Source organism: Staphylococcus sp. SUC_1.2 (assembly GCF_026222585.1).
Window position 1 is genome coordinate 98385 of sequence record NZ_JANJPM010000003.1, and the last position, 14358, is coordinate 112742.

The window sequence follows — 14358 nt, forward strand, 5'->3', positions numbered from 1 at the left end:
TTTATTGTTTTTATTAGTTAAACTGTAATCATGAAAAATAAATGTGAAAGTAGTATAATATAAATCAAGTTTTTTAAAGTAAATGATAAGTTCGAAATAAGGTGGTTATTCTTTGTGGCAATGACAAGTCAGGAAAAATTTAGAGTACTTGCCGATCAAATTAAGATTTCAAATCAATTGGATAAAGAAATACTTGAAAAAGGTGAACTCACACGAATAGATGTATCAAATAAAAATAGAAGTTGGGAATTTCAAATTACGTTACCTTATTTTCTTTCAAATGAAGATTATTTAATCTTTACTCATGCAATTAAAGAAGAGTTTAAAGATATTGCACATGTGGACTGGCATTTTACAATTCAAAATACATCGAATCAAGATGAACATGTGATTAAATATTTTGGACATTGTATTGAACACACAGCTTTATCACCAAAAGTGAAGGGTCAACTTAAACAAAAACGTTTAATTATGTCAGGTAATGTTTTAAAAGTAATGACTTCAAATGATATTGAAAGAAATCATTTTGATAAAGTATGTAATGGTAGTTTAGTAAAAGCATTTCAAAAATGTGGCTTTGATATAGATAAAGTAATATTTGAAACTGATGATTCGAATAGAGATGAAGATCTTGCTTCATTAGAGGCACATATTCAAGAAGAAGATCAACAAAGTGCTAAAGAAGCTACAGAAAAAATTGAAAAAATAAAAGCTGAAAAAGCAAAACAACAAGATAATAACGGCAGTAGTGTTGAAAAATGTCAAATAGGAAAGCCAATTCACGTTGAAAATATTAAACCTATTGAAACAATTATTGAAGAAGAATTTAAAGTAGCCATTGAAGGGGTTATCTTTGATATTAACATTAAAGAACTAAAAAGTGGACGTCACATTGTTGAACTTAAAGTGACAGACTATACAGATTCTTTAGTATTAAAAATGTTTACTAGAAAAAATAAGGATGATTTAAATCACTTTAAAGCCTTAAGTGTAGGTAAATGGGTACGTGCACAAGGTCGTATAGAAGAAGATACGTTTGTACGTGATTTAGTCATGATGATGTCAGATATTGAAGAAATCAAAAAGACACCTAAACAAGATAAAGCAGAAGAGAAACGTGTCGAATTTCATTTACATTCATCAATGAGTCAAATGGATGGTATTCCAAACATCAGTGCGTACGTTAATCAGGCTGCAGCATGGGGACATAAAGCAATAGCTGTTACTGATCATAATGTGGTTCAAGCTTTTCCTGATGCTCATAGTGCAGCGGAAAAAAATGGAATTAAAATGATTTACGGGATGGAAGGCATGTTAGTCGATGATGGTGTGCCTATTGCCTATAAACCTACTGATAGAAATTTAAAAGAAGCTACATATGTAGTGTTTGACGTCGAAACAACAGGTTTATCTAATCAATATGATCAAATTATCGAACTTGCTGCTGTCAAAGTTAAAGACGGCGAAATTATAGATAAATTTGAAAGATTTAGTAATCCACATGAAAAATTATCAGAAACAATAATTAATCTGACACACATTACAGATGACATGCTAGTGGATGCACCAGAAATTGAAGAAGTACTAACAGAATTTAAGGAATGGGTAGGAGATGCCATTTTTGTAGCGCATAATGCTTCATTCGATATGGGCTTTATTGATACAGGGTACGAACGATTAGGTTTCGGTCCATCAACTAATGGAGTGATTGATACTCTTGAATTATCACGTACCATTAACACTGAATATGGTAAACATGGATTAAATTTCTTAGCTAAAAAATATGGCGTTGAACTTACTCAACACCATAGAGCGATTTATGATACTGAAGCAACAGCTTATATTTTCATTAAAATGGTTCAACAGATGAAAGAACTAGGTGTGACTAATCATAAAGATATTAATAAAAAATTATCAAATGAAGATGCCTATAAACGTGCACGACCAACCCATGTCACACTCATAGTTCAAAATCAAGATGGACTCAAGAATTTATTTAAAATCGTAAGTGCTTCTTTAGTAAAATATTATTATAGAACACCTAGAATTCCACGATCATTATTAAATGAATATCGAGAAGGCATTCTAGTAGGTACAGCTTGTGATGAAGGGGAATTATTTACAGCTGTGATGCAACGTGATCAATCTGAAGTTGAAAAAATAGCAAAGTATTATGATTTTATAGAAGTACAACCACCTAAGCTTTATCAAGATTTAATCGATCGTGAATTAATCCGTGATACTGAAACATTGTATGAAATATATGATCGTATTTTAAAAGCGGGAGAAAGTACAGGAATACCTGTGATAGCTACTGGTAATGCTCATTACTTATTTGAGCATGATGCTATTGCTCGTAAAATTTTAATTGCATCACAACCAGGTAATCCATTAAATCGTTCCACACTTCCAGAAGCACATTTTAGAACAACAGATGAAATGTTAGATGAATTTCATTTTTTAGGAGAAGATAAAGCCTATGATATTGTTGTTAAAAATACGAATGAATTAGCAGACCGAATTGAGAAAGTAATTCCAATTAAAGATCAATTATTTACGCCACGTATGGAGGGCGCTAACGAAGAAATACGTGAATTAAGCTATACAAATGCGAAAAAATTGTATGGTGATGACTTACCGCAAATTGTCATTGATCGTCTCGAAAAAGAATTAGATAGTATTATTGGTAATGGCTTTTCAGTTATCTATCTCATATCACAACGGTTAGTTAAAAAGTCATTAGATGATGGATATTTGGTAGGGTCACGTGGTTCTGTAGGTTCGAGCTTTGTTGCAACGATGACAGAGATAACAGAAGTGAATCCACTCCCTCCACACTATATATGTCCACATTGTAAGACGAGTGAATTTTTTGATGATGGGTCGGTAGGTTCAGGATTCGACTTACCTGATAAAACATGTGAAACATGTGGTGGCGAATTAATTAAAGAAGGTCAAGATATTCCATTTGAGACTTTCTTAGGATTTAAAGGAGATAAAGTACCAGATATTGACTTGAACTTTAGTGGTGAATATCAACCGCATGCCCATAACTATACGAAAGTACTTTTTGGAGAAGATAAAGTATTCCGAGCAGGTACAATTGGTACAGTGGCTGAAAAAACGGCATTTGGCTTCGTTAAAGGATATCTAAATGATCAAGGTATTCATAAACGTGGTGCGGAAATCGATAGACTTGTCAAAGGATGTACAGGTGTTAAACGTACAACTGGACAGCATCCAGGAGGAATTATTGTAGTTCCTGATTATATGGATATTTACGATTTTACACCGATACAATATCCAGCAGATGATCAAAGTGCATCTTGGATGACCACACACTTTGATTTCCACTCGATTCATGATAATGTGTTAAAACTCGATATACTTGGACACGATGATCCTACAATGATACGGATGTTACAGGATTTATCGGGTATCGATCCTAAAACGATTCCTGTTGATGATAAGGAGACAATGCAAATATTTAGTAGTCCGGCTTCTTTAGGTGTAACAGAAGAGGATATTTTATGTAAGACAGGCACATTTGGTGTACCTGAATTTGGTACAGGTTTCGTTCGTCAAATGTTAGAAGACACTAAGCCAACAACATTTTCTGAACTTGTACAAATTTCAGGTTTATCACATGGTACCGATGTGTGGCTTGGTAATGCACAAGAGTTAATTCGCTCAGGCATCTGCGATTTATCCAGTGTAATTGGTTGTCGTGACGATATTATGGTATATCTTATGTATGCTGGGCTTGAACCATCAATGGCCTTCAAAACAATGGAGTCTGTGCGTAAAGGTAAAGGACTTACGGATGAAATGATAGATGCGATGAAAGCGAATGATGTACCTGATTGGTATTTAGATTCATGCTTAAAAATTAAATACATGTTCCCTAAAGCTCACGCAGCTGCTTACGTACTTATGGCTGTACGTATTGCATACTTTAAAGTGCATCATCCGTTATACTATTATGCAGCATATTTTACAATTCGTGCATCAGACTTTGATTTAATTACAATGATTAAAGATAAAGAAAGTATTAAGAACACAGTTAAAGATATGTATTCTCGTTATATGGATTTAGGAAAAAAAGAAAAAGATGTATTAACAGTATTAGAAATAATGAATGAAATGGCACATCGTGGATTTAAAATGCAGCCGATTAGCTTAGAAAAAAGTCAAGCTTTTGATTTCATTATTGAAGATGATACATTGATCCCACCATTTATTGCTGTGCCAGGATTAGGTGAAAACGTAGCTAAACGTATTGTTGAGGCACGTGAAGACGGTCCATTTTTATCCAAAGAAGACCTTAATAAAAAAGCAGGTTTATCTCAAAAAATTATTGAATACCTTGATGATTTGGGTTCATTACCAGATTTACCAGATAAAGCACAATTGTCCATTTTTGATATGTAAATGGACAACTTAGAAGTATTAATAGTAGCTTCATTTGTTTAAGCATATAAAGTATGTTATAATTAGTTTGTGGAAAAATTTAGACTCAGGCAGAAAGAGTGGGCATATACCCGCTCTTTTCTATTTGCCAAAAAAGGAGGCCTGTATGAGTAAAATTACTGAAGAAGTAGAAACTATCATTACTCCCATTTTAGATGATTTAAACTTTGAATTAGTTGATGTTGAATATGCAAAAGAAGGCAAAGATCGTTTTTTGAGAATCTCTATTGATAAAGAAGGTGGCGTGGATTTAAATGATTGTACGCTTGCTTCTGAAAAAATAAGTGAAGCAATGGATCAAAATGATCCTATTCCTGAAATGTATTATCTTGATGTAGCTTCACCTGGAGCTGAACGTCCACTAAAAAAAGAAAAAGATTATCAAAATGCGATAGAGCAACCTGTATTTGTATCTCTTTATGCGCCAATTGAAGGTGATAAAGAATGGTTAGGCATTCTGAAGTCTGTCGATGATGACACAATAACTATGGAAGTTAAAGAAAAAGCAAAGAAAAAAACAATTGAGATACCAAGAAATAAAATTGCAAAAGCACGTCACGCTGTAATGATTTAACGTGATGAGGAGGAATAATTGTGGCAAGTAATGAATTATTATTAGCAACTGAATACTTAGAAAAGGAAAAGAAAATTCCAAGAGAAGTTTTGATTGATGCAATTGAAGCAGCTTTAATTACTGCATATAAGAAAAATTATGATAGTGCTAGAAACGTCCGTGTAGAATTAAATATGGATGAAGGCACATTTAAAGTCATCGCACGTAAAGAAGTTGTAGAAGAAGTATTTGATGATCGTGAAGAAGTTGATTTAAGCACAGCTTTAGTTAAAAATCCTGCTTATGAAATAGGTGATATTTACGAAGAAGATGTCACACCTAAAGACTTTGGTCGTGTGGGCGCACAAGCTGCTAAACAAGCAGTAATGCAACGTCTAAGAGATGCTGAAAGAGAAATTTTATACTCTGAGTTTATTGATAAAGAAGAAGATATTTTAACAGGTGTGATTGATCGTGTTGATCATCGATATGTGTATGTTAATTTAGGTAGAATCGAAGCGGTTTTATCTGAAGCTGAAAGAAGTCCTAATGAGACATACATTCCAAATGAAAGAATTAAAGTCTATGTTAATAAAGTAGAGCAAACAACAAAAGGTCCACAAATTTATGTGTCAAGAAGTCATCCGGGTTTATTAAAACGTTTATTTGAACAAGAAGTTCCAGAAATTTATGATGGAACTGTTATTGTGAAATCAGTTGCACGTGAAGCAGGAGATCGTTCTAAAATTAGTGTATACTCTGAAAATCCAGATATAGATGCAGTGGGAGCTTGTGTAGGTGCAAAAGGTTCACGTGTTGAAGCGGTTGTTGAAGAATTAGGTGGAGAAAAAATCGATATTGTTCAATGGGATGAAGATCCAAACGTTTTTGTACGTAATGCTTTAAGCCCATCACAAGTTTTAGAAGTTATTGTTGATGAAGATAACCAATCTACTGTAGTGGTAGTACCTGATTATCAATTATCATTAGCTATTGGTAAACGTGGACAAAATGCGCGCTTAGCTGCCAAACTTACAGGATGGAAAATTGATATTAAATCTGAAACAGATGCTCGCGAAGCAGGGATTTATCCTGTAATTGAATCTGAAGAAAAAGCTGATGAAATAGTATTTTCTGAAGATAAAGATATTGAAATTGATGACATAAATTTAGAAGAAACAAACTTAACAACAGCTGAATTATCAGCGGAAGTTGATGAAACTTCAAATGAAGCACAAGACGCTTCAGATAATAAAGAAGAACATTAATACGTTTAAGCATATGGGGTGAGTAGTAAATGAAGAAGAAGAAAATTCCAATGCGCAAATGCATCATCACGAATGAAATGCGTCCTAAAAAAGACATGATTCGAGTAGTAATTAATAAAGAAGGCGAAATTTTCGCTGATGGTACTGGAAAACAACAAGGTAGAGGTGCATATGTTTCAAAAGATGTTAAAAGCGTAGAAGATGCTCAAAAAAATGGTGTACTCGAGAAGTACTTTAATGAAAGTCCTGAAAAATTAGATCCTGTATATAAAGAAGTAATTCGATTAATTTATAGAGAAGAGATTCCTAAATGATAAAAGAACAGATATTTAATTTTTTAGGCTTAGCGATGAGAGCTAGAAAAGTTAAAGTTGGAGAATCAGTACTCATATCTGAGATAAAAAAACGTAATATTAAACTTGTGATTTTATCTACTGATGCTTCAGATAACGCTAAAAAGAATATAAAGAATAAATGTGACACATATCATGTTCCGTTTAGAGTTTTCGGTACGAGAGTAGAATTAGGACAATCATTGGGCAAAGAAGAACGTGTAAATGTTGGCGTGACAGATTCAGGTTTTGCTAAAAAACTTATGTCGATGATTGATGAATATTGTAAGGAGTGATTATATGAGTAAAAAGAGAATTTACGAATATGCGAAAGAATTAAATGTTAAAAGTAAAGAGATTATAGATGAGTTAAAGAAAATGGACGTTGAAGTATCCAATCACATGCAAGCATTAGAAGATGACCAAATTAAGATGCTTGATAAAAAGTTCAAATCATCACAAAATGAAGAAAATAAAAAACAAAACACTCAAAATAATCACCAAAAACAACAAAGTAAAAAAGATAATAATCAAAACAAATCTAATTCAAAGAAAAAAAACAATAAAAATAGCAAAAACAATAAAAACAACAAAAATAATAATAAAGGTAAGAATAACAAATCTGCTGCTGAACCTAAAGAAATGCCTTCAAAAATCACGTATGAGGAAGGTATTACAGTAGGAGAACTTGCTGATAAATTAAATATCGAATCATCTGGCATTATTAAAAAATTATTCTTGTTAGGTATTGTTGCTAATATTAACCAATCATTAGATGAAGAAACATTAGAACTTATCGCAGATGATTATGGTGTTGAAATTGAAAAAGAAGTTGTTGTTAATGAAGAAGACCTAACAACTTATTTTGATGATGAAGAAGACGATCCAGATGCAATTGAACGACCAGCAGTTGTAACAATTATGGGACACGTTGACCATGGTAAAACAACATTACTAGACTCAATTAGAAATACTAAAGTCACAGCAGGAGAAGCAGGCGGTATCACACAACACATTGGTGCATATCAAATTGAAAATAATGGTAAAAAAATTACTTTCTTAGATACACCTGGACATGCAGCTTTCACAACAATGCGTGCACGTGGTGCTCAAGTAACAGATATCACTATTTTAGTAGTAGCAGCAGATGATGGCGTTATGCCTCAAACAATTGAAGCAATTAACCATGCTAAAGAAGCGGATGTACCAACAATTGTTGCGGTCAACAAAGTTGATAAACCAACTGCAAATCCAGACCGAGTGATGCAAGAGTTAACTGAATATGGTTTAATTCCAGAAGATTGGGGTGGCGACACAATCTTTGTACCACTTTCAGCATTAAATGGTGATGGTATTGATGACTTATTAGAAATGATTGGTTTAGTTGCCGAAGTACAAGAATTAAAAGCTAATCCTGATAAGCAAGCAGTAGGTACTGTTATTGAAGCAGAATTAGACAAATCACGTGGACCAGCTGCGTCATTATTAGTTCAAAATGGTACGTTGCATGTAGGTGATTCAATTGTAGTTGGTAATACGTATGGTCGCGTAAGAGCTATGGTAAATGATTTGGGTCAAAGAATTAAAACAGCTGGGCCTTCTACACCGGTTGAAATTACTGGTATTAACGATGTACCTCAAGCAGGTGACCGCTTCGTTATTTTCAAAGATGAAAAACAAGCGCGTCGTATTGGTGAAGCTCGTCATGAAGCAAGTGTGATTCAACAACGTCAAGAAAGCAAAAATGTTTCATTAGATAATTTATTCGAACAAATGAAACAAGGAGAAATGAAAGATCTTAATGTCATTATTAAAGGTGATGTACAAGGTTCTGTAGAAGCTTTAGCTGCATCTCTTATGAAAATTGATGTTGAAGGCGTAAATGTTCGTATTATTCATACAGCTGTTGGGGCAATCAATGAATCAGATGTTACATTAGCTAATGCCTCAAATGGTATTATTGTTGGATTTAACGTACGTCCTGATGCAGGTGCGAAACGTGCAGCAGAAGCTGAAAATGTTGATATGCGTCTTCATAGAGTCATTTATAATGTTATAGAAGAAATTGAATCAGCGATGAAAGGTTTATTAGATCCTGAATTTGAAGAACAAGTTATCGGACAGGCTGAAGTACGTCAAACATTCAAAGTTTCAAAAGTTGGAACCATTGCTGGTAGTTACGTGACTGAAGGTAAAATCACTCGTAACGCAGGCGTACGTGTCATTCGTGATGGTATTGTTCAATTCGAAGGTGAACTTGATACGTTAAAACGATTTAAAGATGACGCTAAAGAAGTATCACAAGGTTACGAATGTGGTATTACAATTGCAAACTTTAATGACATTAAAGAAGGCGATATTATTGAAGCATTCGAAATGGTAGAAATTGAAAGATAACTAATTTGTAAGGGGCTAAAGTGTATATAATATAGGTAGGAACTTTAGCATTCTCTTCTAATCATATGTTAAATAATAAAGAGGTGACATATCCATGAGTAATATGAGAGCTGAACGTGTTGGCGAACAAATGAAAAAAGAAGTTATGGATATCATTAATAATAAAGTAAAAGATCCAAGAGTAGGATTTATTACTATTACAGACGTTGAATTAACAAATGATTTATCACAAGCCAAAGTTTTCTTAACAGTGCTTGGCAATAAGAAGGAAGTTAACGATACGTTCAAAGCTTTAGATAAAGCAAAAGGCTTCATTAAATCTGAGTTAGGTTCAAGAATGAGATTACGTATAGTACCAGAGTTATTCTTTGAATATGATGAATCAATTGAATACGGTAATAAAATTGAAAAAATGATTCAAGATTTACACAAACAAGATAAATAATACTTTATCATTGTTATTAATCAGTGACATTCAATCAAATAACTTCAGAAAAAGAAGTTTAGATGCAACATATAATGGGGGTAGGACGATAACATTTACATGAATTCAGTCCTACTCCTTTTTATATGATTAATACTGATAAAATATGGATAAGACATTAAATGATTTAATAATACATAGTGAGACATAATAAACTAAAGGGTGTGAAAAAATGTACAACGGTATATTACCAGTGTATAAAGAACGTGGTTTGACCAGTCATGATGTTGTATTTAAACTTAGAAAAATCTTAAAAACTAAAAAGATAGGTCATACTGGAACATTAGATCCTGAAGTTTCAGGTGTACTACCTATCTGTATAGGGACAGCAACTAAGGTGAGCGACTATGTCATGGATATGGGGAAATCTTATCAAGCAACCATTACATTAGGTGAAAGTACGACAACTGAAGATCAAACTGGAGAAGTAATAGAAAAAGTAAATATATCATCGAATACGATTACTTCTATAGAAGTTGATCGTGTTTTAGAAGAATTTAAAGGAGTAATAGAGCAGATTCCTCCAATGTATTCCTCTGTAAAAGTAAATGGAAAAAAATTATATGAATATGCTAGAAAAGGAGAAACTATTGAACGGCCAAAACGACAAGTTAAAATTGATGAAATTGAACGAATATCTGATTTAACATTTATAGAACAAACATGTCATTTTGATATAAAAGTAACGTGTGGAAAAGGTACCTATATCAGAACGTTAGCAACAGATATTGGCAAAGCTTTAGGCTATCCTGCTCATATGTCGTTGTTAACTCGTATAAATTCGGGTGGATTTAATATAAATGAGAGTTTATCACTTGAAAAAATTTCTGAATTACATGAGCATGAAACATTACAACATTATCTATTTCCTATAGAATATGGTTTGAAAAGTTTACAACATGTAGTCATTGATGATGACACTTTAAAGTATAGAATCTTAAATGGTCAAAAACTCCTAAAAAAAGATTTTACTCTATCATTAGAAAAGCAATTTGTATTTATTGATAAGATAAGTGAAAAAGCATTAGCCATTTATGAACATCATCCTGACAAAATTAACGAAATAAAGCCTAAAAAAGTATTTAATTAAAGGAGCCTTTGATTGATATGAAAGTGATAGAAATAACACATCCAATACAAAATGAACAACTCATAAAAGAAGATGTTGCAATGGCATTTGGTTTTTTTGATGGTATGCATCGTGGTCACAGTAAAGTATTTGAAGCATTAGATATACGTGCAAAAGAAAAAAATTTAAAAAAGGCAGTAACAACATTTGATCCGCATCCATCAGTAGTATTAAATCCTGAACGTAAACGTACAGATTACTTAACGCCACTATCTGATAAATTAGAAATGATAGAACAGCATGATATTGATTATTGTATTGTTATCAATTTCTCATCACGTTTCGCTAACGTCACAGCTGAAGAGTTTATCAAAGACTATATTATTAATAATCATGTTAAAGAAGTTGTTGCAGGATTTGATTTTACATTTGGTAAATTTGGTAAAGGAAATATGGCCGTGTTAAATGAAATAGATGAATTTAATACTACAATAGTCGGTAAATTAGATTTAGATTCTGAAAAAATTTCAACAACATCAATTAGACAAGCGTTACATGAAGGCAATCTACAAAAAGCTAATGATGAATTAGGGTATTTATATCGAATTAAAGGCACAGTTGTTCAAGGAGAAAAAAGAGGTCGAACAATCGGTTTTCCAACAGCTAATGTCCAACCTAGCGATGATTATGTCCTTCCTAAAAAAGGGGTATATGCGGTAAGTATTGAAATAGGTGCCGAACACAAAATATATCGTGGGGTAGCTAACGTAGGTGTTAAGCCGACATTTCACGATCCATCTAAAGCAGAAGTGGTGATAGAAGTAAATATTTTTGATTTTGAAGAAAATATTTATGGAGAACGTGTAATCGTATATTGGCACCATTATTTAAGACCAGAGGTAAAATTTGATGGTATAGATGCTTTAGTAAGTCAAATGAATGACGATAAAGAACGTGCAAAATATCTTTTAGCAGTTGATTTTGGTGATGATGTATCGTATAATATCTAAAGTTGAGTTTTCGAAAAACTTATTACTATTGAATCCTTTATCTTGGCAGGTTGAAACTCCGACGCCTTGCTCAGATTAAGGTGTAAACAAAAATTAGGAGGAATTTAATTATGGCTATTACTCAAGAACGTAAAAATGAAATTATTAAAGAATATCGTGTACACGAAACAGATACTGGTTCACCAGAAGTACAAATCGCTGTTTTAACTGCAGAAATCTCTGCATTAAACGAACACTTACGTGAACACAAAAAAGATCACCATTCACGTCGTGGATTATTAAAAATGGTTGGTCGTCGTAGACACTTATTAAACTACTTACGTAGTAAAGATATTCAACGTTACCGTGAATTAATTAAATCATTAGGTATTCGTCGTTAATTTTAAATATATTGAAGGGAAAGCACCATTTAGATTGGTACTTTCCTTTTTTTGTATTTTTATCATAAACACTAATATAAAAATATATAAATAAATGATATGATGTAAGTATTAGATTTCAGAGAGGAGATTCATAATGTCTCAAGAAAAGAAAGTGTTCAAAACTGAATGGGCTGGAAGATCGTTAACGATTGAGACAGGTCAATTAGCGAAACAAGCTAATGGTGCAGTTTTAGTACGTTATGGTGATACTGTTGTATTATCTACAGCAGTTGCTTCTAAAGAGCCACGTGATGGTGATTTTTTCCCCTTAACAGTTAACTATGAAGAAAAAATGTATGCGGCTGGTAAAATTCCAGGTGGATTTAAAAAACGCGAAGGTCGTCCTGGAGATGAAGCGACACTTACTGCACGTTTAATTGATAGACCAATTAGACCATTATTCCCTAAAGGTTATCGACATGACGTTCAAATTATGAATACTGTATTAAGTGCGGATCCAGACTGCTCCCCAGAAATGGCAGCAATGATTGGATCGTCAATGGCATTGAGCGTGTCTGATATTCCATTCCAAGGACCAATTGCCGGTGTAAATGTAGGATATATTGATGGAAAATACGTGATTAATCCAACACTTGAACAAAAAGAAGTATCTCGTTTAGATTTAGAAGTTGCTGGTCATAAAGATGCTGTAAATATGGTTGAAGCAGGTGCGAGTGAAATTACAGAACAAGAAATGCTTGAAGCGATTTTCTTTGGTCATGAAGAGATAAAACGCTTAGTTGCTTTCCAAGAAGAAGTTGTTGAGCATATTCAACCTGTAAAAAAAGAATTTATTCCTGTTGAACGTGATGAAGAATTAGTACAACGAGTAAAATCTTTAACGGAAGAAAAAGGATTAAAAGAAACTGTATTAACATTTGACAAACAACAACGTGATGAAAATTTAGATGCACTTAAAGCAGAAATCGCTACTGAATTTGTAGACGAAGCGGATCCAGAAAATGAGTTGCTTATCGATGAAGTATATGCGATTTTAAATGATTTAGTAAAAGAAGAAGTTCGTCGATTAATTGCAGATGAAAAAATTAGACCTGATGGACGTAAACCAGATGAAATTCGTCCGCTTGAATCAGAAGTTGGTTTATTACCACGTGCACATGGTTCTGGATTGTTTACCCGTGGACAAACTCAAGCATTATCTGTACTTACTTTAGGAGCATTAGGAGACTACCAACTTATTGATGGATTAGGACCTGAAATTGAAAAACGTTTTATGCACCACTATAATTTCCCTAATTTCTCAGTAGGTGAAACGGGTCCAGTGAGAGCGCCAGGTCGTCGTGAAATTGGTCATGGTGCACTAGGTGAAAGAGCGCTTAGATATATCATTCCTGACACTACAGAGTTCCCTTACACAATTCGTATTGTGAGTGAAGTATTAGAGTCAAATGGATCATCTTCACAAGCTTCAATTTGTGGATCAACATTAGCGTTAATGGATGCTGGTGTGCCTATTAAAGCTCCAGTAGCTGGTATTGCTATGGGTCTTGTCACTCGTGAAGATAGTTATACAATTTTAACTGATATTCAAGGTATGGAAGATGCTTTAGGTGATATGGACTTCAAAGTTGCTGGAACTAAAGAGGGAATTACTGCGATTCAAATGGATATCAAAATTGATGGTTTAACACGTGAAGTGATTGAAGAAGCTCTTGAACAAGCTCGTCAAGGTCGTTTAGCGATTATGGATCATATGTTACAAACAATCGATCAACCACGTAGTGAATTAAGTGCATATGCACCTAAGGTAGAAATTATGCATATCAAACCTGAAAAAATTCGTGATGTCATTGGCCCAGGTGGTAAAAAAATTAATGAAATTATTGACGAAACTGGCGTTAAGTTAGATATTGAACAAGATGGCACTATCTTTATTGGCGCTGTTGATCAAGAAATGATAAATAGAGCTCGAGAAATTATTAATGAAATTACACGCGAAGCTGAAGTTGGCCAAGTATACCATGCGAAAGTTAAGCGTATTGAAAAATATGGTGCTTTTGTAGAATTATTCCCAGGTAAAGATGCTTTATTACACATTTCTCAAATTTCTAAAGATAGAATAAATAAAGTTGAAGACGTTTTAAAAATCGGTGATACAATTGAAGTTAAAATTACAGAAATTGATAAACAAGGCCGTGTAAATGCGTCTCATAAAGTTTTAGATGAATAAGTGAATGAAGTTAAGGTTAGGACAAAATGAAGTCCTAACCTTCTTTATATATATAAAGAATGATTTTATGAAAGTATATATTTTTTTATTAAAGGTCTTTTACACCTTAGTTACAACACACTTTAATAGTGTACATCCTTCGTAAATTAAATTATAATAAAT

11 protein-coding genes are annotated in these 14358 nt (G+C 33.2%); all 11 read left to right on the plus strand.

What is annotated here, in order from left to right:
- Positions 1-120 precede the first annotated feature (120 nt).
- Positions 121-4431, plus strand: a complete 4311-nt coding sequence (locus NR218_RS02040) for a PolC-type DNA polymerase III (RefSeq protein ID WP_128805165.1) — start codon at positions 121-123, stop codon at positions 4429-4431.
- Between the two features lie 145 nt (positions 4432-4576).
- On the plus strand, positions 4577-5044 hold the full coding sequence (gene rimP, locus NR218_RS02045; RefSeq protein ID WP_019835115.1) for a ribosome maturation factor RimP: 468 nt from the start codon (positions 4577-4579) through the stop codon (positions 5042-5044).
- 20 nt (positions 5045-5064) lie between these two features.
- Positions 5065-6291 carry a transcription termination factor NusA gene (gene nusA / locus NR218_RS02050; protein WP_019835114.1) on the plus strand — a complete coding sequence of 409 codons (1227 nt, stop codon included), beginning with the start codon at positions 5065-5067 and terminating at the stop codon, positions 6289-6291.
- A 29-nt stretch (positions 6292-6320) separates the two neighbouring features.
- Positions 6321-6605, plus strand: coding sequence for an RNase P modulator RnpM (rnpM, locus tag NR218_RS02055; protein WP_002448835.1), 285 nt, complete (start codon positions 6321-6323; stop codon positions 6603-6605).
- Positions 6602-6919: a YlxQ family RNA-binding protein gene (locus NR218_RS02060; RefSeq protein ID WP_017174611.1), complete on the plus strand. Its 318-nt coding sequence runs from the start codon at positions 6602-6604 to the stop codon at positions 6917-6919. The genes rnpM and NR218_RS02060 overlap by 4 nt, the downstream gene beginning before the upstream one ends.
- Positions 6920-6923: 4 nt before the next feature.
- Positions 6924-9020, plus strand: a complete 2097-nt coding sequence (infB, locus tag NR218_RS02065; protein ID WP_049382489.1) for a translation initiation factor IF-2 — start codon at positions 6924-6926, stop codon at positions 9018-9020.
- Between the two features lie 94 nt (positions 9021-9114).
- The gene (gene rbfA / locus NR218_RS02070) at positions 9115-9465 is read left to right on the plus strand and encodes a 30S ribosome-binding factor RbfA (protein WP_002448740.1); all 351 of its coding nucleotides are present in this window, start codon (positions 9115-9117) and stop codon (positions 9463-9465) included.
- A gap of 211 nt (positions 9466-9676) precedes the next feature.
- A complete protein-coding gene (gene truB / locus NR218_RS02075; protein WP_049420550.1) occupies positions 9677-10594 on the plus strand; it encodes a tRNA pseudouridine(55) synthase TruB in 918 nt (305 codons plus the stop codon).
- 17 nt (positions 10595-10611) lie between these two features.
- The gene (ribF, locus tag NR218_RS02080; protein ID WP_002448787.1) at positions 10612-11583 is read left to right on the plus strand and encodes a riboflavin biosynthesis protein RibF; all 972 of its coding nucleotides are present in this window, start codon (positions 10612-10614) and stop codon (positions 11581-11583) included.
- Between the two features lie 110 nt (positions 11584-11693).
- Complete coding sequence (gene rpsO / locus NR218_RS02085; protein ID WP_017174614.1) at positions 11694-11963, plus strand: 30S ribosomal protein S15; 270 nt, start codon at positions 11694-11696, stop codon at positions 11961-11963.
- Between the two features lie 136 nt (positions 11964-12099).
- Complete coding sequence (gene pnp / locus NR218_RS02090; protein ID WP_019835109.1) at positions 12100-14196, plus strand: polyribonucleotide nucleotidyltransferase; 2097 nt, start codon at positions 12100-12102, stop codon at positions 14194-14196.
- Positions 14197-14358 lie beyond the last annotated feature (162 nt).